Here is a 24,137-nt window from a genome sequence, read left to right on the forward strand (position 1 = left end):
GGCGTTGGGTCCAATCGGCGCCGCCTTTGATTGGCAGCGCCGGGCTTCATATTCGGGCTAAGTGATTACTTCGCTGAGGCAATAACCTTCTTTGCGTCATCCAGCGTGTATTCGACGTTGGCAACCCCACCGGCCTGCGTCGTCGCGAGGTTGGTTTCGAGGTTATCCTGGTCGATGCGCAGGAACGGCACGACCAGATCCTTCTTCACCTGCTGCCCGTCGAGAATCTGTTGGGCCACCCAGAATGCAAGCGTCGAGACGCCCGGAGCGATCGAAACCGACATGGTCTCATAGCTGCTGGCATCCTTTTCCTTCTTCCACCAGGCAAGCTCGTCCTGTCGGTTCCCCATCACGATCGTCGGCATCGTACGCTTTGCAGCTGTGAATGCCTGAGCCGCACCATACCCGTCACCGCCCTGGGTGACGACTGCTGCGATGTCGGGCAGGCTCGGCAGGATGCCGGCCACGGCGCGTTGCGCCACGTCCTGCGCCCAGTCACCGTGAACCGAGCCGACGATCTTGAACTGCGGATACTTCGCAGCTGCATCATGAATGCCGGCGGAAATCTCGTCATCAACCGAGACACCCGCCAGCCCCCGAATTTCCAGCACATTGCCGCCCTTCGGCATCTTCTTGGCGAGATAGTCGATCTGGCTGGCGCCCATACCCTTGAAGTCGACGGCGATCCGCCATGCGCATGGTTCGGTGACGATACCGTCAAAGGAGACGACAACGATCTTGGCGTCACAGGCTTCCTTGATGGCTCCATTCAGTGCGGTCGGAGATGCGGCATCGATGACGATCGCATCATAGCCCTGTAGGATCATGTTCTGGATTTGCGCGGCCTGCTCGGTCGCCTGATTTTCTGCAGTTGTAAACGGATCGGCAGCGGCAACAACGCCCGTCTTGACCGCATCACCGGTCACCTTCTGCCAGCTGGTCAACATGGCCTGACGCCACGAATTGCCGGCATAATTATTCGACAATGCAATCTTCTTGGATGATGTGTCTGCAAAAGCGGAACCCGGCACGACAACGCAAGCGATGGCGGCGGATGCCAGAAGCATCTTCGCAATATTCATATTTTCCTCCCAAAGAGCCCGTACTTCCACTTCTGGGCTAAGATTTTCGAAGGCGCTCCTCAACGACCGATCGAAAATAATATTTGCACTGAAGGTTCCCCCGTCAGTAGAAACAGGATGTCCGAGATTGTTACGCTTGTACAGGCGCTTAACGGATGAGACATTGCGGGATCCCGCAGAAAAAATGCGCAAATCCGCAGGACGGACAGCTCGGATAGGCGCTTAATAGCGTAGAATTCGCATATTGAGATCGATCGGAGGAGAAGCGATCGACATACTACCTCGGAGGGTTTGTTTTGCGCAATCTGGCGCCGGCGTCTGTCTTCGACCACTACCTCAACATATCGAGGCTACTCGCCGGTCAACTCGACTTTCATTCCGTTATCCAATCGGTCGCTGCTGAAATCAGCCATGTCATCCCGCATGATCATCTCGACGTCTGCATCATTCTGGTGGATGAGCAATTCCACACCGCATACGAGACCGGGCTAGAGACGGATTGGGGGCGCCGGTTTCCGGCGCCCGTGAGCAATAGCCCTATCCGCACACTTCTTTGGGGCGAGACCGACTACCTCTTGACCGATGACGCCTGGAGCGATCCGCAATTCCATTTCCAAGGCGCCTTCTCGCATCCGATCTTTCATCAGTCGCTGCATAGCCGTCTTCATGTACCTCTTAAGGTTCAGGGCCACGTTATTGGCGCCCTCTCCTGCTCAAGCCACCGGACCGGCTTTTATACGATGGAAGACATCGAAAATGCGCGCGTCATTGCCGATCTCCTGGCCCCTCACTTCTTTGCCATCCGCGCCGCCGATCAGGCGAAGCGCTCGGCAATCGTCGAAGCGGAAGCCCGCGCCCGCGAAGAGGGCCTGCAACTTGGCGCCCTGAAACTGACCGAGGCGCTCGAAGCCGAGCGTCAGCGCATCGGCATGGATCTGCACGATCAAATCCTTGCCGATCTGACCCGTCTCTCCCGCCGACTGGAACGCCTTGCACGCCAGCCTGATGTCACCGGTGAAGCACTTGAGCCGCTGTTTCGCGGATTGCAGCATAGCATGCATGATCTTCGCCAGATCATTGAGGAAGCCAAACCCTCTGTCCTTCAACTGTTTGGCTTTGCGCAGGCGGTTGAGAACCATCTGGAGCGATCGATCCAGGAAAGTGGGGCCATTTTGACGTGGTCGCTGAAAGACGAGACCCGCGGCGCCATCGATTGCCTTGAACAATCCGTTTCCATCGCCCTTTTCCGCATCGGCCAGGAAGCCATCAACAACGCAATCCGGCATGCCCAAGCGAGCAGCATAGAGGTCCAGCTGAAGGCGTCCGGGAACGCATTGACCATTGAGGTTATGGATGACGGTCTCGGACTCGGGAATGCCCGCAAATTATCTGGAGGCGGCATAGAAAACATGAAAACCCGAGCGCGCCTCATCTCGGCACGTTTCGCGATCAAGGCAAAGGCAGCAACTGGAGGAACGCTGGTCAGCGTCAGTTTGCCGATCACCGCCAAGCCATCGGAAGGCGCTACGGCATGAAGGTTCTGATCATCGAGGACGATCCGCTTCATCGCTCCTACCTCAATGAAGCCATCCGCGCGGCCCTTCCCGAATGCGACGGCGTGCTGGAGGCCGAAAACGGCGACACAGGCGAGCGGCTAGCCCGGGATTGGAAGTCCGCCCATATCGTCATGGATCTGCAGATGGGCCAGCGTAACGGCATCGAGGCTGCCCGCACGATATGGAAGGAGCGGCCAGAGACACGCATCCTCTTCTGGTCAAACTACTCAGATGAGGCCTATGTTCGTGGTGTCTCGCGCATCGTACCGGCTGGTGCAGTCTATGGCTATGTCCTGAAATCCGCCTCTGACGACCGGCTGAAATTGGCGCTCCGCAGCATCTTCATCGAGAGCCAGTGCGTAATCGATCGGGAAGTCCGCGGCATGCAGCAAAGGAGCCTCGGCAACACCAACGGCTTCACCGAGGCGGAATATGAAATCCTGGTCGATATCGCACTTGGCCTGACCGATCGCGCCATTGCCCAGAGGCGCAATCTCTCAGTGCGCAGCGTACAGAACCGGTTGCAGCAGCTCTACGTCAAACTCGGCGTTTATCAGCCGATCGGCGGCCAAGACGATGATGGCCGGTTCAATCTGAGAACACGAGCGGTCGCCGTTGCGCTTCTTCGAAAGCTGCTCAATCACAATGCTCTCGAGCGGGCAGAAGCCGATCTCAGCGTGTGGCTCGCGCGCCAGCCACATAATTGAGCCTGGATGAGCGGGACTGTCGATGCACCATCCGCATCGACGGCCAATATAACATGCGGCGACAGATGCCGTTGGGGGCTTTAAACGAGTTATAAAAGCACCGTCTGCAGGCGCTCCACCGAGTTTTCCAAATCGAGCAATAAACCATCACTTAGAGGCCTCCCTTGCTGATCGCTATGCGGGCTGATTTTAGAGCTGTCGCCCTGCATTCTTCGCCCTTGAGTTGATTTGTTTACGGAGCAGCAACCGACCCACATGTAGACTACCCCTGGTAGTTGGGGGCAAGGTGATATGCAGGATGTTTCAAAACCGCGACTATTGTTGCTCGCGGGCACGCCAATTTCGTATTTTGCGATCTGGATACTGGCGAAAATTTCTGGCCTCCAGCTTGAACTGAAGGCTACGCTTGGCTCAATTTTTGCGATAGCACTTGCCATTTGTGCCGTGAGCATTTTCGCGACCAAACGTAAGATGCTGACGCTCCGAGCAGTTGTCGAATGTATGGGTTGCGGGCTGCTACTGATCGTACCGAATGTCATAGCCACCTACTTGGCCATGAGGGCAAATTTTCCGCTCGCAGATGCTCAGCTTTCACGTTTGGATGGCTGGCTTGGTGTGGATTGGCGTTCTGCTATGATATGGCTGGATAAGAATGGCCTACTGGCTGAGATATTAAATCAGGCGTACCGAACATTCAGCTATCAATTGCTATTATTCCCACTGATCCTGATCGTGGCGAAAAGAAGCGCCAGAGCCTATCAAATGATCATCGCATATGCGCTAATATGCTTTATCGCGAGTGGCATCTCCACGCTGTGGCCAGCGGTGGGCACGTATGTTTTCTACAATTTTGATCCGACCACTTTGCAGAATATTGACCCTACCTATGGGTATGAATTTCTGGCGCAGTTTCAAGCCGTGCGAGAAGACCCAAATTTTGTATGGAGCCTTGAAAAGAGCTCAGGCATCCTGACCTTCCCATCGGTTCATGCGGCAGCGGCGACACTGTGCACCTGGGCCATGTGGGACCTGCGCCTGTTTCGCTATCCCGCTTTGGCTTTGAACATCGCGATGGCACTTTCAGCCGTTCCCTCTGCAAACCATTATGTCGTCGATGTGCTAGCGGGTTGCCTGGTAGGACTTTGCGCCATCGGGGCTGTTGTCTGGCTCACCAAGACCAGCAAAGTTCCCGCGCTGGCCGACATCAACAGTAGCAGCCTCCCATCATATCCTTGAGAAGGCCGCAACCCGCTGGGATCAGTAAGACCCCACATCTTCAAAATGAAGACCATCATGCGTGCACATCACGCAATCAAGCTTGACGTCTCCTGCTGAATAATTGTCTATTGCTAGCAATAGACAATTATTCAGCCCGATGGAACTTCCGATGCCCGCCATTTCACCTGTGATCCTGCTTAACCCCATCGACGACGTCGCGGTCGCGCGCGCCATGATCCGCGCCGGCAGTTCAACCGGCATCGACGATTTGATCGCGGCGGATCAAATTCCGCGCGGCCACAAGATCGCGGTGCGTGACATCCGAGCGGGACAGGAAATTCGCAAGTTCGGCCAGCCGATCGGCGTTGCGACACAGTTCATTCCGGCGGGCGGCCATGTCCATTTGCAGAATCTGGCGGTTATCGAGTCCGAGCATCCCTATCAGTTCAGTGTCGACATTGAAGAGGCAGGCATGCTGCCACAGGCGGACTGTCGGACCTTCATGGGCTTTGATCGAGGTGCCGGCGGCGTCGGCACCCGCAATTTCATCGGCATCATCACCACCGTGAATTGCTCGGCAACCGTCTCGAAATATATCGCCGAGCATTTCAACCGCACCGGCGGCTTGGACGGCTTTGACAATGTCGACGGCGTGGTGGCTCTCACCCATGGCGGCGGCTGCGCGATAAACACCAATTCCGAGGGGTATCGTTATCTGGCGCGCACCCTTCAGGGTTACGCGCGCCATCCGAATTTCGGCGGCATCCTGATGATCGGACTAGGCTGCGAAACCAACCAGATCGCGCCCATCCTCGAACACTACAAGCTCGAGGAAGGAAACCGGCTGCGCACCATGACCATTCAAGATCTGGGAGGCACCCGCAAGACCATCGCCGCTGCCTCGGAAATGATCCGCGATATGCTGCCTGAGGTGAATTCTGCCAAGCGCACCGTCCAACCGCTCTCGGGGATCAAGCTCGCTTTGGAATGTGGCGGCTCCGACGGCTATTCGGGGATTTCAGCCAATCCCGCACTCGGATACGCCTCCGATCTGCTCGTACGTAATGGCGGAACCTCAGTATTGGCGGAGACGCCGGAGATCTATGGCGCGGAGCACCTGCTGACACGCCGCGCGGTCACCCCCGCTGTCGCCAAAAAGCTGCTTTCGAGGATTGACTGGTGGCGAGACTACACCCGCCGCAATGGCGCGGAGCTCAACAACAATCCATCCTATGGCAACAAGCTCGGCGGCTTGACGACGATCCTTGAAAAATCGCTTGGTGCAGTCGCCAAAGGGGGCTCAATGCCGCTCAAGGCCGTCTACGAATATTCTGAGATCGTTGACGAACCCGGTTTCGTGTTCATGGATACACCAGGCTATGATCCTGTCGCCGTCACCGGTCAAGTGGCTGGCGGCTGCAACGTGATCTGCTTCACCACGGGTCGCGGATCGGTTTCGGGCTTCAAGCCGGCGCCCTGTGTCAAGATCGCCACGAACACCGAAATGTATAACCATATGCGCGAGGATATGGACATCAACTGCGGCGACATCGTCAGCGGCGATGACACGATCGAGGCGGCCGGCGAACGGATCTTCGAGGAAATCATCGCTGTCGCCTCTGGAAAAAAGACGCTGAGCGAAACCTTCGACTATGGCGACAACGAATTTGTTCCGTGGCAGGTCGGCGCGATCACCTGATTCAGTGCTGCGGTGGCGCCTTTCAAGATTCTGAACCATTTGCGACCGATCACAATCAGTTGCCACCTCTCCCATCTTGAATTTAGCTAGATTTTGATCGATCCCCTCAACCGGACCGAAAGCGCGGTTTGCTATGCCTCCCGCAACCGGGAGATCCGAGAATGTTTAAGTTCGTTGCGCTGGCTGCGCTCTGTCTGGCCGCATCCTTCACGATGGCAGGAAGCTATACGTTGCCTCCGAAGCCTCTGAGCCTGTCGGTGCGGCCGGACACGGATCCGGCTTGCAATATCAAAGGCAATATCAGCTCCCCTTCTGGCGAACGGATCTATTATGTTCCGGGTCAGAAATATTATGACGCGACGCGGGTGAATTATTCCCGTGGCGAACGCTGGTTCTGTAGCGAGACGGACGCACGGGCCGCCGGGTGGCGAAAGTCCAAAGTGCAGTAGCAGCGAAGACCGCGATCATCCGCGGGCCGAGCCTCAGCTTCTCTACGCAGCTATGAAATAAAGCTGTATTCGTCGGGGCGGTAGTGTTCGCGGATGTAGGCGGCGCGGGTCTGCACATTGGGCTGCGAATTGGTGATGTGATCGCGCATGGCTTTCCGCAACCCTTCCTTATCGCGTTTTTGTACCATCTGAAACACACCGATGTGCTCGGCAAGGAATGGCTCGTACTCGGGCTTTTTAATGCGGCTGCCGACGACATGCTTGCTGAGCGTGAGAATGCAGTGCGTTCGCTTCAGGATGTTCAGGAACTCCTTATTCGGGCAGGCCTGGAGACTGCGCTGATGAAGATCAAGCTCCAGCTCGTACATGGTGGAGGCCGAAACATCTGGATAGTCCGTAAGCGCCTGGGACAGGCGTGATAGCATCCCGTCGACGTGCTCCTTCGAAAGCCCATCAAGCGCGCTTGCGAGCGCCACCGGTTCGATCTGCGCGCGCACCTCATAAAGATCGCGGATACGCTGACTGTCGAGCGGCACGATTGACCAGCGGAAATTGTCGTCCTTTTCGGTGATGCCGAGCGTCTCCAGCTTCAGCAGAACATCGCGCGCCACACCGCGACCAACACCGAAGTGGCGCGCAAGCTCGTTTTCATTGATGCGATAACGGCCAAAGAAGGAGCGATGGACGACGATACGCTCGACGTCTTCATAAAGCGCCTGCCACGCAAACATCGGCCGGTCGTCATCACTGGCAAACAACTTGCCCAGATGGTCGCCAAGCTTCAGCCGCGTCGGCTGCGTCCCGGCCGCACCCACGATAAAGCCGCGCCCGTCGAACCGAGCGATCAATCCATCATCGAACAGCAATTGCAGCGCCTGGCGTACCGGCGCCCTGCTGCTGCCCACCAGATCGGCAAGGGCAGCTTCACTCAATACAAGCCCCTTGGGGAGTGTTCCTCCGAGGATCTCCGTCTTTAGCCGCACATGAAGCTCCTCATAAAGGCTGGTCTTGCGCGAACCGCCGCTCTCTGACTGTGATACGCTCATCTCATCCAATGTCTCGCTTCTTAGGCCACAGCCCGGGAAGAGCATCGCACGAATGGTCGTTGCACAACAATATGGATGAGGTGTTTGCAGCTCGGCGGCCAGCAGCCCAGGCGGAGTATTCCCAGAGCAAGCTCATGCCTCGCCGCACAAACATCCGGTATCGCGAGAAGATGGTGAGGTAGGTCTGGCCGATCGGAAACCAAGCTCTATATGTTTAAGATGGACAGGCGGCTAACAAGTTTATTCGCCCCGATATGGAGGTTTGTGTATGACTAAATCTTCGCGAAAGGCGATCGAAGACCTAAGCCTGCACGAGATATGTTCACGCCTTGAGAAACTTGCCGAAAGGGCCAAGCGTCTTTCCGAGAAATATGGCGGAAGCGAAATCGCGGCCGAAACGCCGGCCGATGAGATGACACCGCATTCATAGCGGAGATACTGCTCTCGCAATCAAAGATCGAACCAAGCGTCTGTTCGACGAAATCACTCATCCCGCTTGGGCGACGAAGATTGCACACAGCTCCATTTCCATTCTTCGAACGTGAGAAAATTCCAACGACATCGCACGCGCCTCATGAGACGCCCCAAGAGGTTGCGTCTTGCCCATGAAATCGAACCAGGCGCTGTCCACTATGCCGCTTTCTCTATCCGCTCCCCTGATCGCGATGGGAGATGACGCCAAACCGTTCACCTAATCAGCGAACTTACGTAGCAAGAAAACCGCCGTCGACAGTCAGAACCGTTCCCGTCACCATTTCGGTATCCGACGATAGCAGCATCGCGATCGTGCGTGCGACATCATCGACATTTGCGAAACGGCCAATCGGGTGGCGTGCCATCATTGGTTCGGATTTGGCTGGATCGCTCCATGCTTTGAGAGCAAGCTCCGTGAGCGTGATCGTCGGGGCTACAGCATTGACCCGGATGCCATGCGGCCCAAACTCCTTCGCCAGCACGCGCGTCGCCCCTTCGAGACCGGCTTTCGATGCCGCATAGCAAAGATGCTCCGGAAAGCCTCGGTGTCCGGCAATCGACGTGATGTTGACAATCGCGCCGCCGCCTCCGGCGGCCACACGCGCACGGCCAAACTCCTGACAGGTGATCAAGGCGGCGCGCAAGTTGATACCCATCACGGCCTCATATCCCGCCTCGGTCATATCAAAGCTGGTTTCGAGAACGTTGGTTCCAGCGCTATTGATGAGAAAGTCGGCAGTTCCGGCTTCCTTCATCGCCGCCCGGGTAGCTGCGGGTTCGGCGAGATCGACACCGATAGACCGACCACCGATTTCAGCCAGCAGGCTTTCGAGATCCGAGGCAGTGCGACTAAGCGCAATCACCTGCGCACCACGCTCTGCCATGATCCTGGCGCAGGCACGGCCAATTCCCTTTCCAGCCCCGGTAATAATGACGGTCTTTCCCGCGAACTGCATAGTGTTCTCCCATGGAGCTGTTTGATTTCCCGCTCTACCGGGGCGCTCCATGCGAGCCCAGTGAAGGTTGAGGCGAATGCCATCGGCGGCATTTCCCGGCGTCAGGATTGTCGCCCTGCTTCGTGAAGGCGTTTCCGCTCCTCAGACACGATCAAAATTGGTGGGAAGGACCAGCATATCGCGAATGGTCACAGTGCGTTTGCGCGTCAGGATATATTCGACAGCATCGGCAACCTCACTCGGGTCGATAAGACTGCCGGACTCCTTTGCCTTGCGTAGGTTTTCCTCTGGCCAATCGGCGAGAAGTGCGGAAATAACCGGACCGGGTGAAACCTGAGCGACGCGGACCCCATGGGGAATCATCTGACGTCGCATCGTCTGCACGAAGCAGGTGATCGCCCATTTCGAAGAGGCATAGACAGGTTCCCAATGTACTGGGTAGTGGCCCGCGATCGAGCAGGTGACAACAATATCACCGGTCTTGCGCTCCATCATATGTGGGACGACGGCGTGAACATTTTTCATCACGGCATTGACGTTGAGAGTGAGCATCTTGTCGATCGCTTCGCTAGTCGTCTCGGTCAAATCGCCACCGATGTATGTGCCGGCATTGCAATAGAGAATGTCGATGTGATCGACCTTCTTGAGGATTTCCGGGATCATCGCAGCGCAACTTTCAGCGTCGATCAGGTTTGTCACCTGCGAAACTGCCTTGCTTCCGAGTTTCTCGGCAAGCTCCGCGAGCCTTGCTTCGTCCCAATCGACCATGACGACCGTCGCGTCGAGCGAAAGAAGCTTTTCGGTGGTGGCGAGCCCGATACCGGAAGCCGCGCCGGTAATGACGGCAATCTTGCCTGCCAATGATTGAGACATGCGCATTCTCCTGTGGTGTGGGAACGACGTGAGGCAGCCACCGCCATTCAAGGGCTATGTAGATAGCAAGTAGGGTGACAATGCCTCGAATAATGTCCTGAAGGTAGGGATCGATCCCCATCAGGTTCAGCCTGTTGCCGAAAATACAAAGCAGAACCGCACCGGTCAGCATACCGAAGATGAGGCCATGACCGCCTGATGTTACCGAAGAAGCTGGTCAGCATGGATTCTCACCACCACAGAACACCTGTCGATAAAACGGAAAGCGTCGATAAGCCCCGACCTCCTCTTCCGTCTGCCCACTCACAACCGCGTGTCAACCCGCTTCGATTGGGTGGTGACGTCGGTTGCAACGCTCGACATCTTCCCGAATATTGCAAGATTCGAGATTCTTACCACTCTGCAGTTCCGTCATCGACTGGGTCAACCCTTCAAAAGCAGGATCCGCAAAAATTCGATTCCGGGCCCAGATTCTATGCTGGCTGTGCTGATGCCCGCCGCGAGACCGGCGACGGGCATCCGCTCTTCGGCTCGGGGAGAGTGTGAGCCTTAGATGTTGGCAAGCAGGTCGTTGATGCGCGATTCCATATCGGAAAGTGCGGCATCGACGCCCTTTTGACCGGTGATCGCCGCGCTCATCTCCTGCCCGATAATGTCCTGGATCGCAAACTGGCGCTGGACGGCGGATGGCAGCGGCGTGCCGAGCTGAGCGATTGACGAGATCGTGTCGCGATGCGGCAGGGCCTTGAACTGGGCCGAGTCGAGAACCGCCTTGACAGCAGGCAAGTGGCCGGTCCGCGACCAATCGAAGTCGTTGTCGTGGAAGAACTTCAGGAATTTGCCGATGGCGGCGGTTGCCTCCGGTGAGCGATCCTTCTGCGAAACGGCCCAACTGTGGCCGTCGGCATATTGTGCCTTCTTGCCGGCAAAAAGCTGAGGATAGGGATATACGGCGTAGCCGCCCTTGTTGAGGGCGGTGCCTGCCTTTTGCGACGACGCCGTATAGTCGCCGATCACCCAGGTTCCATTCAGATGCACGCCGCCATCGCCATTCAGAAAAGCATTGATGCCGGCAGCGTAATCGAGATCCTTGGTCGTATCTCCGTTGTCATAGATCGCCTTGTACATCTCGAGAACCTTCCTGGCCTCGGGCGTATTCAGCTTGACCTTCTTCGGATTGGCGAAGAAGTCGGCATCCTGCTGAAAAAGGTAGGTGTAGAGATTGCGGGTGTAGAGCGCGACCTCGTTGGCGAGGTTTTGCACGAAATAGGGCTTGCCCGTCTTCTCCCTGAACTGCTTTGCCTGTGCCAGAAGCTCCTCGGCGCTGGTTGGAAGCTTGGGCGTACCGTCGGCATTGACGAGACCGGCCTGTTTGAAGAGGTCCATGTTGATGTGGAAGAGCATGGTCCAGTTGTCGATCGGCAGGCCGTAGATCTTCCCATCCTTGGTCACGCCACCAAGGCTGGCATCGGTGAAATCGGAAGGCGCAACACCAACCGATTTCAGCAGATCGTCAAGCGGCATGATCAGGCCCTTGGACTGATAGTCTGCCAGCACGGACTGGTGGATGGTAACGATGTCGGGCGGATCTCCGGCCGCGAACTGCGCCGTCAACTGGTCGTAGCCCGGCCACTCGACCGTAGTAACCGCGACGTGAATATCGGGATTGTCGGCATTGAACTTGTTGATCAGCGAGGTGATGATCCCGCACTCGCCGACGGCCTTGCTGACGTCGGTGTTGGTACCGAAATCGGCATCACAGGCGCCGAAGAAGCGCTGGACGGTGAGATCGGTTGCGGCAAAGGCCGGCGTAGCGCCGACGAGGGCGATGACCGATGCCGCGGCCAGCATGTATTTCCTCAAAGCATGCGTCATTCCAACTCCTCCTCTTGAGTTCTTTGATCACTGGCTGCAGGCCGCCCTAAGAGGCGGATTGACCATCGTCGCGTTGCCGCCTCGTCAGCGCACGGCGGCGCCGGAGACTGCGGTCACGATGTATTTCTGGAAAAACAGGTAGAGAACCAGGATCGGTGCACCGGCAAAGACCGCTTGCGACATCAGAAAGCCGAGGCCCTCGGATTGTGCAAAGTTGGTCTGTGTCGAGGCGATGCCGATCGTCAGGGTATACATTTCCTTCTTCGTTCCCGAAATCAGCGGCCAGAAGTAGTCATTCCAGGCGCCGAGGAAAGTGAAGATGCCAAGCGTCGCCTGGGCTGGGATCGTCAGCGGCAGGAGAACCGCCCAGAAGATCTTGAAGCGGCTGGCATTGTCGAGAAGTGCCGCTTCGTCGAGCTCTTTCGGGATGGCTCGAAAATACTGCGTCATCAGAAACACACCGAAAGGTGCCGACAGACCCGGCAGGATCAGGCCATGATAGGTATTGTGGAACTTCAGCCAACTGAACAACTGGTGCCGGGCGATCAGGACGGCCTGTTCCGGAACCGCAAGACCGAGCAGCACGATGATGAACAGCACATTGCGGAAGGGAAAATTCAGCCTGGCAAAGCCGTAGCCGGCAAGCGAAGACAAGATCAATGTCATGATCGTCAAACCGCCGGCAACAATGACACTGTTTAAAATCCAGCGGAAGACCGACGAGGTCGCAAGGATATTGATGTAGTTGTTGATCGTGTAGGGTGCATGGAAGACGGCGTTCATATCCGCCATCAGTTCCTTGTTGTCCTTGAGCGAGAGCCCGATCACCCACAGCACCGGCGCCATCATGATCAGAGCGCAGAGGATGGCAAGGAATAGGATCACTCGATCGCCAGTCGAGCGACCCACCATATTGCCAGCGGAACCCATACTCATCCTTCCTCTCCTTTGCGGCGCGAGATGAAGTACTGCGCCATGGCAGCAATCAGGATCAGCAGAAACAGAACCTCGGAGGCCGCGGCGCCCAGTCCAAGGTCCCATTTGGTGAAAGCAGCCTCGTAAATGTAAAAGACGATCGGTTTGGACACATTGTTCGGGCCGCCAAGCGTCATCAGTTTCGACTGGCCGAACAGCTGGAACTGAAGCACGACCTGAATGATGAGAACGAGGACGAAAGTGCGTCGGATCGACGGCAGGGTGATATATCGCAGCGTGCGCCAGCGGCTGGCATTGTCGAGTGCGGCAGCCTCGTAAATCTCTGCCGGCACCTGCTGTAGTGCGGAGAGAAACAGCATCATCGGCAAACCGATGCACCACCATATCGTTGCAATCGCAATGCCAATCATCGCAAGGCTCGGATCGGACAGGAATGCTGGCGAAGTCGCGCCGAACCAGCCATAGATCGTGGCAAGCAAGCCGAAGTTGCCGATGAAGACGATGCGCCAGATCAGCGTCACGATCGTTACTGACAGCACCGACGATGAGAAATAGATCGTACGCAGGATGGCCGCCATCTTCGTCTTCCGGTTTAGCGCCAGAGCCAGCATGAGCCCGAGAATAGCCAGAGCCGGCACGGTCAGGAATACGAAATAGAATGTATTGCCAACCACCTGCAGGAAGATCTTGTCACGGAACAGGCGCACGTAGTTGTCGATTCCGACAAAGCGTCCGGTACCGAAGGCATCTGCCTTGTGCAGGCTTAGCCACATGCCCCAGAACAAGGGTATGACGAGCAGCGTGACAAAAAAGAAGAGATAGGGAGCAACGAAAAGCGCGTTGCGCCACAGCGGAGCATTGATGTTCTGCACCTTGTTCCGGGTGCCGGCCCTAGTGGCCGATCGAACTTGCGACAACGTCACGTCAGCCATGGCCTGGTTCCTCATTATGCCAGGCGCGCCCCCCTGCATCGAAAATATGGCTGCGGGTGCCGTCGAGCATCAGAGCGATTTCCTCACCGATGGCCACACGACTATTGCCGATGTCTTCGGCCACCAAAGTGGTGCCGTCCTTGAGACGCGTATAGAGAAGAGTGCGGTCGCCCAGGCGTTCGAGCACTTCGACCTTGCCTATTGTCGTCGCATCGCCACCTCCTGCGGCCTTTACCGCCTCGGCCCGGATGCCCAACGAATGGGGACCGGCATTAGGGCCTGAAGCGCGGATTGCCGTCTGCAACATCGTGCCGTCGGGCAGCCGGGCGCACAGGAAGCCGTTGCACTCGGAAAGGCCGACGTCGAGGAAATTCATCGTTGGCGATCCGACGAAAGTGGCAACGAAACGACTGGCTGGACATGAGTAGATCTCCATCGGAGAGCCGATCTGCTCGATCTTGCGGTTGTTCATGACGACGATACGATCGGCAAGCGTCATCGCTTCGATCTGATCATGCGTCACGAAGATCATCGTCGACTGGACACGATTGCGCAGTTGGGCCAGTTCGACACGGGTGCGCACCCGCAATGCCGCGTCGAGGTTCGACAACGGCTCATCGAAGAGGAAGGCCTTCGGCTCCTTGACAATGGCGCGACCGATCGCAACGCGCTGCCGCTGGCCGCCTGAAAGCTGGCCGGGCTTGCGCTCCAGCAGATGGCTGATCTCCAGCATGCGGGCAGCTTCGGCAACGCGGGCCGCAATCACGTCCCGCGCAACATTGATATTGCGCAGGCCGAACGCCATGTTGTCGGCAATCGTCATATGCGGATAGAGCGCATAGCTCTGGAAGACCATAGCAACATCGCGTTGGCCGGGCGGCAATGTGTCGATGCGCTGCCCATTGATCGAAATGGCACCCTCGTCGACGCTCTCCAGGCCCGCAATCATCCGCAAAAGCGTCGACTTGCCGCAGCCGGAAGGACCAAGGAACACCATGAATTCGTTGGCCTTGATAGATAGAGACAGATCGTCAAGGACGGTTACGGCGCCATAGCGCTTACTGACATTCTGGATTTCGATATTCGCCGTCATCCGACCACCTCGATGAGGCAGTCAGAATCCGAAAAGCCGATATGACTATGTGTCTGACATGTGCGAACCGTGCAAATATCCATCGTGAAAGATGGATACGCGTCAGTCGGCAACAGCGCCAAAACAGAAGCTGCTGCTTCCATCTCTTCCTCCCAGTGGCACGCCAAGACCGATGCTTTGACATTAAATCATACTAATTCGATGTCAATGCATCCTCGATATAGATCGGAAATCCTGATTTATAACTCAGGCCCGCAAACGGATCATCCGGTAAGACAAGGGAGCGATCTTTGCGCTGAGCCTGCTGTCCGCAACCACGGCGTCCGTCGCCCTGACCGGCGCGACATTGAAGGGCGCCTCGGCGGTATTGGTGATGTTGAGATTGGGATGGGCAATGAGCTGATCGTTGACGACCTTCAACGCCCCGAACTCAAGCAGGCTGACATCGAGGTCAAGTACCTCAGTCCTGTGACGATTGACGATGAAGAATGTCAGCGCACCAGCATCAGCATCGTGAACGGCGGAAACGTCGAGGTATGGCACCTCGCCAAGCTCATCCACCTTATAGGTGGGGCTGTCGACCATCAGCCTCAGCGCCGTACCGCGACCATAGACCGAGGCGAAGTAGTAGGGATAGAAGATCGTCTGACGCCAGGCCGCCCCACCCGGCGTCGTCATGATCGGCGCGATGACGTTCACCAACTGCGCGAGGCAGGCGATTTTCACCACATCGGCGCGGTTGATGAAGGTATTGAGAATACAACCGACCTGCAGCACGTCCTCAAAGTTATAATCATCTTCGAGGAGTGCTGGGGCACGCGGCCAGCCATTGGCGCCGGCAAGCGTTGCCTTGTCGCGCTCCTTTGAATGGTACCAGACATTCCACTCGTCAAACGAGATATAGACATCCTTGGCCGAACGCTTCTTGGCCTTGATGTAGTCGATGACCCCGGCAACCGTGCCGATGTAGCGATCGAGTTCAAGGCTGCGAGCGAGGTAGGTTGCGGTGTTCTTGGCGCGGTTCTCGAAATACATGTGCAGCGAAATGTAATCGACTTCGTTGTAGGTATGGTCGAGAACGGTCGCTTCCCATTCCGGATAGGTCGGCATGTGGGCATTGGACGATCCGCAGACGACAAGTTCCAGGCCATTGTCGAAGGCCCGCATGGCCTTGGCGGTTTCATGCGCCAGGCGACCGTACTCGTCCGCCGTTTTGTGGCCGATCTGCCAGGGACCGTCCATCTCGTTGCCGAGGCACCAGAGCTTAACGTTCCAAGGTTCAGCCCGGCCGTTGGCGATACGCTTGTCGCTCCACTCGCTGCCGCCGGGATGATTGACATACTCGAGGAAATTGCGTGCCTCGTCCAAGCCCCGGGAGCCGAGATTGACCGCGAGCATCATTTCGGTGTTGGCGCTGACGCACCAATCGGCAAATTCGTGGATACCGACCTGGTTACTTTCCGACGTATGCCACGCAAGATCGAGCCTAGTCGGCCGGCTTTCCTTGGGGCCGATCCCATCTTCCCAATTATAGGCCGAGACGAAGTTGCCTCCGGGATAACGCACGATCGGAACGTTAAGCTCCCTGACGAGATCGAGCACGTCCTTGCGCATGCCGTTCTCATCGGCGGTCGCGTGCTCCGGCTCGTAGATGCCGGTATAGACGGCGCGGCCGAGATGCTCGATGAACGAACCGTAGAGACGCGGATCGATGTCCGAGATCGTATACTTGCCGTGCGCGGTCACCGCAGCTTTCATGATACCCTCCACATTATCATATTTTGTGATATATATCACAATTTTAGATGAATAAAGCGGAAGCCGCGGCCGCGGTCAAGGGTAAATATCAGAAAGGCCGATTGGCTTAGCGGGTCCTGATGCGCAGCAAGATATCTTGATCGTAATTGCCGAAGCCGCGGCCAAATACGTTGATGCCGCCAGGGTGCTTTGCGTCGTCACGTACCCCGATCCGCAGGCGAATCGAATGGTGTTCGTTGAGCTTGAGATCGGCCAGCGTCACATTCGAAATGCGCAGGCCGTCAACAAATGCACCATCATCATTGATACGGAAGCTTTTCAGCTTTCCGTATTGCGATCCCTTCAACTTCCACCAATCGGGCGTAAAAACCCCACGTTTGTCGCCAAAATCGCCGGGTGACGTCCAGGTTCCGATATCGACGCCGTTGACGGTGAGGGTAATGTCGGAGGGCCAGTCGGCACTTGTACCAGGCACCTCAGAGCTCAACTCCATAACGAATTCGATCTCACGAACATGGGCATTGGTTAGTCGCGCATTGTTGGGAAACTGGTACTCGACATGGCCACGTGTGAACCAGATAAGCGCCGTTTTCATCCTGTCGGGATCAAGGAATGTTGCCGGGACGTCGAGCAGCCCGATAATACCCTCCACCGAGCAGAGACCACACGGCGCCGTCACATCGAAGCTTGTATAGAGACCAAGTGGCATCGCCACCTCAATGGCATCCGGTTCAGCTTCCTTGATTTCATTCTTGAAGACGACGAGGATCTCGTCATAGACGCTGTAGCAGACCTTCTGATTGCCCTTGCGCGCCTTCTGCGTCTCGGTACGGATCAACCCTGCCTCCTCGAGCATCTGCACATTAGTCGAGACGCTGGATTGCGGCAAATCAAGGATTTCAGCGATTTCATTGACGTTCAACGCGCCTCTCTCGTGCAATAATTTGAGCACCGAGATCCTTGCCGGCGATGCAAGTCCTTTCAGGACGGACATACCCTCCTCAGGGTGAACGACGAGAAAATTGCGACTCATGGGGGTCCGATCAGCAAGATATGAATGCGTATCCTCGTTCTATATCAATTTAGCTGATTTAATCAATCGGATGCGCAGCGACTGCCGGCCTTCAGGAGCACAGACCCCAGCCTTCAAGTCTCCTTGAGCTACCTCCGGGTCTCTCCAGCACCCACCGTGTCGGATCGACCTACGATCACAATTAGTTCGCCTGAAAGCTACGACGGACCGCACACGCCAACGGGGCCGGCGGAATTTGAACACCACATGGTTGCCATACGGACCAAAACCATGAGAAAACCTTTTCCCATCTTGACACACACTATGAGAAAAGGTTTTCTCACCTTCATTCATTCAGGAGAGGTCATCTGCAAAATCAGCGTACCAAAAGCGGCCGAACGACGATTCACGATGTTGCTGCGGCTGCAGGCGTCAGCATTTCAACGGCATCGAAGGCATTGAACAATACCGGCCGGATGGCGCAGGGGACCCGCGACCGAGTCAAGCGGATTGCATCTGAAATCGGCTTTCGTCCGAATGCCCTCGCCAAGAGCCTGCTTAGCAATCGCAGTTTTACCATCGGTCTTTTGACCAACGATACTTACGGCCGCTTTACGCTTCCGGTGATGGCCGGGATTACCGAGGCGCTCGCCGATCATGGGGTCTCGGTGTTTCTCTGCACCATCGAAGACGATCCGGCGCTCGGAAAGGTTCATGTGGACGCCATGCTCGACAAGCACGTTGACGGCATCATCGCTTCGGGAAAAAGGATCGATCGCCGGCTACCGGTGGATCTTTCCAACCTACCCGTGCCGGTCGTCTATGCCTTTACCGAAGGTGCGCCCGACAGCGTGACATTCTGCGCTGATGATTTCCAAGGCGCGACCCTTGCGGTCAAGCGACTGATCGATCTTGGTCGTCGCCGGATCGCGCATGTTACCGGACCGGAGAGTTTCGTATCCGTGCGCGAACGTAGCCAGGCCTATCGCAGCCTCGTCGGCGACGCCTTTCCGGTGTTTTACGGCGAGTGGTCTGAGGCCTGGGGGCACGAGGCGATCACTAGGCTATGGATGGCGCCCGGTCCGAAGCCCGACGGCATTTTTTGCGGTAACGACCAGATCGCGCGTGCGGTCGTGGACGGGCTGCGTGAGCGTGACGTGCGTGTGCCGGAAGATGTCTCGGTGATCGGCTTCGACAACTGGGAAATTGTCGCTGCCCAAACTCGCCCGCCACTGACGACGGTCGACATGAATCTAAAGGCGCTCGGGCGCGAAGCGGGATTGACGGTCCTAGCGCTTGCCGAGGGCCATGCCGTCGAACCGGGCATCAGGACGTTGCCGTGCGAATTGATCATTCGGCAATCGTGCGGAGGAGATTCCAAGCTTTAGTGCAAGAAACGAGGCAATGGGAGTTGCCTCAAGGGAGGAGAAACATGATGAAGCGATTTCTGGCCGCAACCGGCCTCATATCTCTATGCCTTACATCCTTAGCATCTGCCGAAAACATCTCCATGTGGGTTCGAAGCGGCATTGGCGATTCCTTCAAGAAAGTCGTTGAGGCCTATAACGCCGGTCACGATGACAAGGTCACGCTGACCGAGGTACCCTTTGCCGAGCTCGTGCAGAAATATGCGACGGCCATTGCCGGTGGTCAGGCGCCCGACGCGCTGTCGATGGATCTCATCTACACGCCTGCCTTTGCTGCGGCCGGCCAGCTTGAGGATCTGACCGACTGGGCCAAAAGCCTGCCCTACTTCAACTCGCTTTCGCCCTCGCATGTGAAGCTCGGCACCTATGATGGCCATATTTACGGCCTCCCGCTCTCCGTCGAGACCTCGGTCTTTGCCTGGAACAAGGATCTGTACAAGAAGGCCGGCCTCGATCCCGAAAAGGCGCCGGCGACCTGGGTGGAAATCGAACAGAATGCGGAGAAAATTCGCGCGCTCGGCGGCGACACCTATGGCTTCTATTTCTCCGGCGGCGGTTGTGGCGGCTGTATGATCTTCACCTTCACGCCCCTCGTTTGGGGTGCCGGTGCAGATATTCTCTCAGCCGACGGCAAGAAGGCGACGCTCGACACGCCGCAAATGCGCAAGGCTATCGACATCTATCGCAGCATGGTGAAGAAGGATCTGGTGCCGGCGGGCGCGGCAAGCGACACCGGTGCCAATTTCCTCAGCATCAGCAACGGCAAGATCGGACAGCAGAGCATCGGCGCCTTTTCGATCGGTACGCTGATTACGCAATATCCCGATATCCATTTCGGCGTGACGCTGATCCCCGGTGTCGACGGCAAGCCCTCTTCCTTTGCAGGGGGCGACAATTTCGTCATCTCCAAGGGTACGAAGAAGCTCGATGCCGTGAAAAAGTTCCTCGAATACACCTACTCGCTCGACGGGCAGAAGATCATGGCGAAGTACGGGAGCCTGCCGACGCGCGGCGATATCGCCGAGCAGGTGCTTCAGGGTCTCGATCCGCGCATGCAGGTTGGACTGAAGGCGATCTCCATCGCCAAGACACCCTACACGCTGCAGTTCAACGATCTGATCAACAGTGCCAACGGCCCATGGGCGGGCTTTACCAACGCCGCCATGTTCGGAAGCGATGTCGATGGCGCCTTCTCCAATGCCCAGTCGGAAATGCAGTCGATCATCGACAACGCACAACAATAACCGATCCATCAACGCCGGGGAGCGCCGAGAGCTTCCCGGTTCCTCCATCACAACATCGGGAGCATTCCATGGCCGGGCCTGGAGCTATCGCAGCCGCACGTCCGCGAAAAAGGCGAAAGCGTGCCGACTGGCACGGGTTTCTTTATATCGCGCCGGCCATGGCGCTCGTCTTTATTTTCTTCGTCCTACCGGTCGGCTTCACCGTCTGGATGAGTTTTCATAACTGGCCGCTGCTTGGCAATCCGCGCTGGATCGGCCTTGGCAACTATACACGCATGCTCTCGGACGTCCGATTCCTGACGGCCTTGCGCTTTACCGCCTATTACACCGTCGTCGTGACTATCGCGATCTTTGCGGTTGCCTTTCCCCTCGCCTTCTTCGTCGAGAAGCACAGACCGTTCGTCGGCGTCTACCGCACGATCATCTTCCTTCCGGTCGTCGTCGGGCTTGCGACAGCGTCGTTGCTCTGGGTATGGCTTGCCAATGTCGACAGCGGCTTCTTTGCGCCGGTCGCACTGACGCTTGGTCTCGTCGACAAGAGACCGAACCTGCTTGCCGATTTCGACATGGCATTTGCAACCATCATCGTGATGGTCGTCTGGAAGATCGCCGGCTTCACCATGATCATTCTTTTGACCGGCCTGCAGGCAATCCCGTCCGAACTGACCGAGGCTGCCCGGATCGATGGCGCGAAACGTTGGCAACGTTTCCGGCATCTGACGCTGCCTTTGATGCGCCGCACGATCGCGCTTGCGCTGATCATTTCCATCACCGGTTCGGTGCTTGCCTTCGATCAGTTCTACATCATGACATCAGGTGGCCCGCAGAACCGGATGATCTCGGTGGTCTATTACATCTTCAACCAGTCCTTTGTGTCCTTCAATCTCGGCTATGGCGCAGCGCTTTCCATCGCGCTCCTCGTCATCCTGGTGTTGATCAGTATCGTCCAGCTCTGGCTGCTGCGCGTCGGGGAGGATAAGCCGTGACCATCGCAAACGAGCGTCGTGCGAGGCGCAAGCTCTTCGGCAGCATCGGCTATCATGGCATCGGCGTCGTCATCGTCATTTTCTTCTTCGCGCCGTTCGCGATCGCGTTGCTGTCCTCATTTAGGCATGGATCGGAGGCAAGCCTCCCGCCCCTGCCGCCATGGCCAACGACCGGCTTCAGCTTCGACGCCTATCGCTCACTTGACGGCTTTGGTGCCGGCGTCGTGCAGCATACGCTGAACTCGCTTTTCGTATCGGTCGTGACCGTGCTTTTGACCGTCATCGTCAGCCTGCTCGCCGGTTACGGTTTCTCGCGCTATCGCTTCCGCTTCAAGAGTGCGCTCTTCATCTTGATCATCGCAACGCTGATGATCCCCTTCCAGTCGATCCTGACGCCACTCTTCATCATCCTGGCAAGGCTCGGCCTCAACAATTCGCTGATCGGGCTGACACTCGTCTATGTGACGCTGCAGCTTCCCTTCTCAGTCTTCATGATGCGCAACGCCTTCGACGCCGTGCCGAAGGAAATCGAAGAGGCAGCGCGCATCGACGGCGCACGCGATCTGAAACTTCTGTTCCGCGTTCTCTTTCCCTTAGTGCTGCCGGGTGTCGCGACCGTTGCGATCTTCGCTTTCCTCAATGCCTGGAATGAGTTCCTGGCCGCACTAGTGCTCCTGTCGAGCAACGAGAAATTCACCCTACCGGTGCTGATGATCGCCGTCAGGACCGGCCGTCTCGGCGCCGTCAACTGGGGCGCGGTCCAGGCCGGCGTCGCCGTCATGACCATCCCCTGCGTCATCGTCTTTCTGCTTCTGCAACGCTACTACATGCGCGGGCTCATGGCCGGCGCGGTGAAATAACCCTTTCAACAAGGATGAAACCATGTCTGACAGAGAAAATCGCCAGTTTCGCCCCCTCCCCGTCCCGAATATCGAGCTTGCCGGCCTTTTCGGCGCCCGCCAGGATGCCATCTGCAACTCTACCGCTGCAACGCTGCTCGATCGCTGCGTCGAAGCCGGCATGATCAAGGCTATCGATGTCGATCAGCCAAGTCCTGGCATCGTTATTCCCTTGCAGGCATGGTCGGGCTCGACGCAGATGTTCTGGGACAGCGATCTCGCCAAGTCGATCGAGACCATCGCTTACTCGCTCTACAGGCGCCCCAACCCCGAGCTTGAAGCGCGCGCCGACGCCATCATCGATATGTACGAAAAGCTGCAGCAGGAGGATGGCTATCTGAACGCCTGGTTCCAGCGTGTTCAGCCTGGCCGTCGCTGGACAAACCTGCGCGATCATCACGAGCTTTACTGCGCCGGGCATCTGATCGAGGCGGCGGTCGCCTATTATCAGGCAACAGGCAAGCGCAAGCTGGTCGACATCATGAGCCGCTTTGCAGATTGCATGATCACCGTCTTCGGACATGGCGAGGGCCAGCTTCGCGGCTATTGCGGCCATGAGGAAGTGGAACTCGCCCTCGTCAAGCTCGGACGAGTCACGAGCGAGAAGAAGTATCTCGACCTTGCCAAATACTTCATCGACGAGCGCGGCCAGCAACCGCATTTCTTCACCGACGAAGCGCTTCGCGACGGCCGCGACCCTAAGAATTTCGTGCAGAAGACCTATGAGTACAGCCAGTCGCACCTGCCGGTGCGCGACCAGGCGAAAGTCGTAGGCCATGCCGTACGTGCCATGTACCTTTATGCCGGCATGGCCGACATCGCCACGGAATATAACGACGATACGCTGACCGTGGCACTCGAGACGCTTTGGGACGATCTGACGACCAAGCAGATGTATGTGACCGGCGGCATCGGGCCTGCGGCCTCCAACGAGGGCTTCACCGACTACTACGATCTGCCGAACGAAAGTGCCTATGCCGAGACCTGCGCTTCCGTTGGACTGGTCTTCTGGGCGAACCGTATGCTGGGTCGCGGGCCGAACCGGCGTTATGGCGATATCATGGAAGTCGCGCTCTACAATGGTGCAATGGCGGGGCTGTCGCAGGACGGTAAGACCTTCTTCTATGAAAACCCGCTGGAAAGCACCGGCAAGCATCACCGCTGGACCTGGCATCATTGCCCCTGCTGCCCGCCGAATATCGCGCGCCTGCTTGCCTCCGTCGGCTCCTATATGTATGCGGCAGCCGACAACGAGATCGCCGTCCATCTCTACGGTGAGAGCAAGGCCCGCGTACCGCTCGCCGGCGGCACGACCGTGCACCTTTCCCAGACGACGCGCTACCCTTGGGACGGCGCAATCCGCTTCGACGTCAGCACCGATCGAGCGGCAAGATTTGCGCTGTCGCTGCGCATTCCCGAATGGGCCGAAGGCGCCACGCTCGCAATCAATGACGCGTCGATCGATCTGGCAACGGTGACGATCGATGGCTATGCGCGCATCGATCGTGAATGGCAGGCGGGCGATCGTGTCGACCTCGCGCTTCCGCTTATCCCGCGCACGCTGTTTGCCAACCCGAAAGTCCGCCAGGATGCCGGTCGCGCTGCCCTGATGCGTGGGCCGCTCGTCTATTGCGTCGAGACCACGGACAATGGTCGCGATCTCAACGGCATTTTGCTTTCCAGCGATCCGGCCACTGCGAAAACCACGGAGATTGCCGCGCTGGAAGGAGCGGTCGCACTCGATGTTGCCGTGACGCGGGAGACAGCTGACTGGGGCGCAGATCTCTATCGGACAGCACCGCCGAAAACCACTTCTTCGACCGCGCGTTTCGTTCCCTACCATCTTTGGGACAATCGTGAGCCCGGCGAAATGCTGGTCTGGGTCCGCGCCGACCACATGCAGCGCGGAGCCTGA

General features: G+C 57.3%; 21 protein-coding genes. 11 read left to right on the plus strand and 10 right to left on the minus strand.

Annotated elements, in window-relative coordinates; translation table 11 throughout:
• Nucleotides 1-65: 65 nt before the first annotated feature.
• Nucleotides 66-1,082: an ABC transporter substrate-binding protein gene (locus QD461_RS17095; RefSeq protein ID WP_414088800.1), complete on the minus strand. Its 1,017-nt coding sequence runs from the start codon at nucleotides 1,080-1,082 to the stop codon at nucleotides 66-68.
• A 296-nt stretch (nucleotides 1,083-1,378) separates the two neighbouring features.
• Here QD461_RS17095 and QD461_RS17100 point away from each other — a divergent pair, with 296 nt between their 5' ends.
• The 5 genes from QD461_RS17100 (at nucleotide 1,379) to QD461_RS17120 (ending at nucleotide 6,711) form a co-directional block, all read left to right on the plus strand.
• Entirely contained in the window at nucleotides 1,379-2,617 is a 1,239-nt protein-coding gene (locus tag QD461_RS17100; RefSeq protein ID WP_414088801.1) for a GAF domain-containing protein, read from the plus strand.
• Nucleotides 2,614-3,345, plus strand: a complete 732-nt coding sequence (locus QD461_RS17105; RefSeq protein WP_414088802.1) for a response regulator — start codon at nucleotides 2,614-2,616, stop codon at nucleotides 3,343-3,345. Before QD461_RS17100 ends, QD461_RS17105 begins: the two co-directional genes overlap by 4 nt.
• Before the next feature lie 291 nt (nucleotides 3,346-3,636).
• Nucleotides 3,637-4,581, plus strand: a complete 945-nt coding sequence (locus QD461_RS17110; protein ID WP_414088803.1) for a phosphatase PAP2 family protein — start codon at nucleotides 3,637-3,639, stop codon at nucleotides 4,579-4,581.
• Between the two features lie 151 nt (nucleotides 4,582-4,732).
• The gene (locus tag QD461_RS17115) at nucleotides 4,733-6,262 is read left to right on the plus strand and encodes a UxaA family hydrolase (protein WP_414088804.1); all 1,530 of its coding nucleotides are present in this window, start codon (nucleotides 4,733-4,735) and stop codon (nucleotides 6,260-6,262) included.
• Between the two features lie 161 nt (nucleotides 6,263-6,423).
• On the plus strand, nucleotides 6,424-6,711 hold the full coding sequence (locus QD461_RS17120; RefSeq protein WP_414088805.1) for a hypothetical protein: 288 nt from the start codon (nucleotides 6,424-6,426) through the stop codon (nucleotides 6,709-6,711).
• 50 nt (nucleotides 6,712-6,761) lie between these two features.
• Here the strand turns inward: QD461_RS17120 and QD461_RS17125 are convergent, their stop codons facing one another.
• Nucleotides 6,762-7,757: a GntR family transcriptional regulator gene (locus tag QD461_RS17125; protein WP_414088806.1), complete on the minus strand. Its 996-nt coding sequence runs from the start codon at nucleotides 7,755-7,757 to the stop codon at nucleotides 6,762-6,764.
• Nucleotides 7,758-8,025: 268 nt separating this feature from the next.
• On the opposite strand from QD461_RS17125, the gene QD461_RS17130 reads away from it, so the two are divergent.
• Nucleotides 8,026-8,187, plus strand: coding sequence for a hypothetical protein (locus QD461_RS17130; RefSeq protein ID WP_414088807.1), 162 nt, complete (start codon nucleotides 8,026-8,028; stop codon nucleotides 8,185-8,187).
• Nucleotides 8,188-8,461: 274 nt separating this feature from the next.
• On the opposite strand, the gene QD461_RS17135 is transcribed toward QD461_RS17130, so the two are convergent.
• The 8 genes from QD461_RS17135 to QD461_RS17170 all read right to left on the minus strand — a co-directional run bounded on the left by QD461_RS17135 (nucleotide 8,462) and on the right by QD461_RS17170 (nucleotide 17,687).
• A complete protein-coding gene (locus QD461_RS17135; protein ID WP_414088808.1) occupies nucleotides 8,462-9,187 on the minus strand; it encodes an SDR family oxidoreductase in 726 nt (241 codons plus the stop codon).
• 141 nt (nucleotides 9,188-9,328) lie between these two features.
• Nucleotides 9,329-10,060 (minus strand): SDR family oxidoreductase, encoded by a 732-nt coding sequence (locus QD461_RS17140; protein ID WP_414088809.1) that lies wholly within the window; start codon nucleotides 10,058-10,060, stop codon nucleotides 9,329-9,331.
• Nucleotides 10,061-10,609: 549 nt separating this feature from the next.
• Entirely contained in the window at nucleotides 10,610-11,935 is a 1,326-nt protein-coding gene (locus QD461_RS17145) for an extracellular solute-binding protein (protein ID WP_414088810.1), read from the minus strand.
• An 84-nt stretch (nucleotides 11,936-12,019) separates the two neighbouring features.
• Complete coding sequence (locus QD461_RS17150; protein ID WP_199149644.1) at nucleotides 12,020-12,871, minus strand: carbohydrate ABC transporter permease; 852 nt, start codon at nucleotides 12,869-12,871, stop codon at nucleotides 12,020-12,022.
• Nucleotides 12,868-13,803, minus strand: a complete 936-nt coding sequence (locus QD461_RS17155) for a carbohydrate ABC transporter permease (RefSeq protein ID WP_414088811.1) — start codon at nucleotides 13,801-13,803, stop codon at nucleotides 12,868-12,870. The genes QD461_RS17150 and QD461_RS17155 overlap by 4 nt, the downstream gene beginning before the upstream one ends.
• Entirely contained in the window at nucleotides 13,796-14,896 is a 1,101-nt protein-coding gene (locus QD461_RS17160) for an ABC transporter ATP-binding protein (RefSeq protein ID WP_414088812.1), read from the minus strand. Before QD461_RS17160 ends, QD461_RS17155 begins: the two co-directional genes overlap by 8 nt.
• Before the next feature lie 246 nt (nucleotides 14,897-15,142).
• A complete protein-coding gene (locus QD461_RS17165; protein ID WP_414088813.1) occupies nucleotides 15,143-16,654 on the minus strand; it encodes an alpha-N-arabinofuranosidase in 1,512 nt (503 codons plus the stop codon).
• A 106-nt stretch (nucleotides 16,655-16,760) separates the two neighbouring features.
• Entirely contained in the window at nucleotides 16,761-17,687 is a 927-nt protein-coding gene (locus QD461_RS17170) for an ArsR/SmtB family transcription factor (RefSeq protein WP_414088814.1), read from the minus strand.
• A gap of 347 nt (nucleotides 17,688-18,034) precedes the next feature.
• On the opposite strand from QD461_RS17170, the gene QD461_RS17175 reads away from it, so the two are divergent.
• The 5 genes from QD461_RS17175 to QD461_RS17195 all read left to right on the plus strand — a co-directional run bounded on the left by QD461_RS17175 (nucleotide 18,035) and on the right by QD461_RS17195 (nucleotide 24,137).
• A complete protein-coding gene (locus QD461_RS17175) occupies nucleotides 18,035-19,054 on the plus strand; it encodes a LacI family DNA-binding transcriptional regulator (RefSeq protein ID WP_414088873.1) in 1,020 nt (339 codons plus the stop codon).
• Nucleotides 19,055-19,098: 44 nt separating this feature from the next.
• Nucleotides 19,099-20,337, plus strand: a complete 1,239-nt coding sequence (locus QD461_RS17180) for an ABC transporter substrate-binding protein (protein ID WP_414088815.1) — start codon at nucleotides 19,099-19,101, stop codon at nucleotides 20,335-20,337.
• A gap of 68 nt (nucleotides 20,338-20,405) precedes the next feature.
• The gene (locus tag QD461_RS17185; RefSeq protein ID WP_414088816.1) at nucleotides 20,406-21,323 is read left to right on the plus strand and encodes a carbohydrate ABC transporter permease; all 918 of its coding nucleotides are present in this window, start codon (nucleotides 20,406-20,408) and stop codon (nucleotides 21,321-21,323) included.
• Nucleotides 21,320-22,183 (plus strand): carbohydrate ABC transporter permease, encoded by an 864-nt coding sequence (locus QD461_RS17190; protein WP_414088817.1) that lies wholly within the window; start codon nucleotides 21,320-21,322, stop codon nucleotides 22,181-22,183. Before QD461_RS17185 ends, QD461_RS17190 begins: the two co-directional genes overlap by 4 nt.
• A 22-nt stretch (nucleotides 22,184-22,205) precedes the next feature.
• Nucleotides 22,206-24,137 (plus strand): glycoside hydrolase family 127 protein, encoded by a 1,932-nt coding sequence (locus QD461_RS17195; RefSeq protein ID WP_414088818.1) that lies wholly within the window; start codon nucleotides 22,206-22,208, stop codon nucleotides 24,135-24,137.

It is taken from the genome of Rhizobium sp. BR 314, from assembly GCF_047445805.1.
Classification (GTDB): Bacteria; Pseudomonadota; Alphaproteobacteria; order Rhizobiales; family Rhizobiaceae; genus Rhizobium; species Rhizobium lusitanum_B.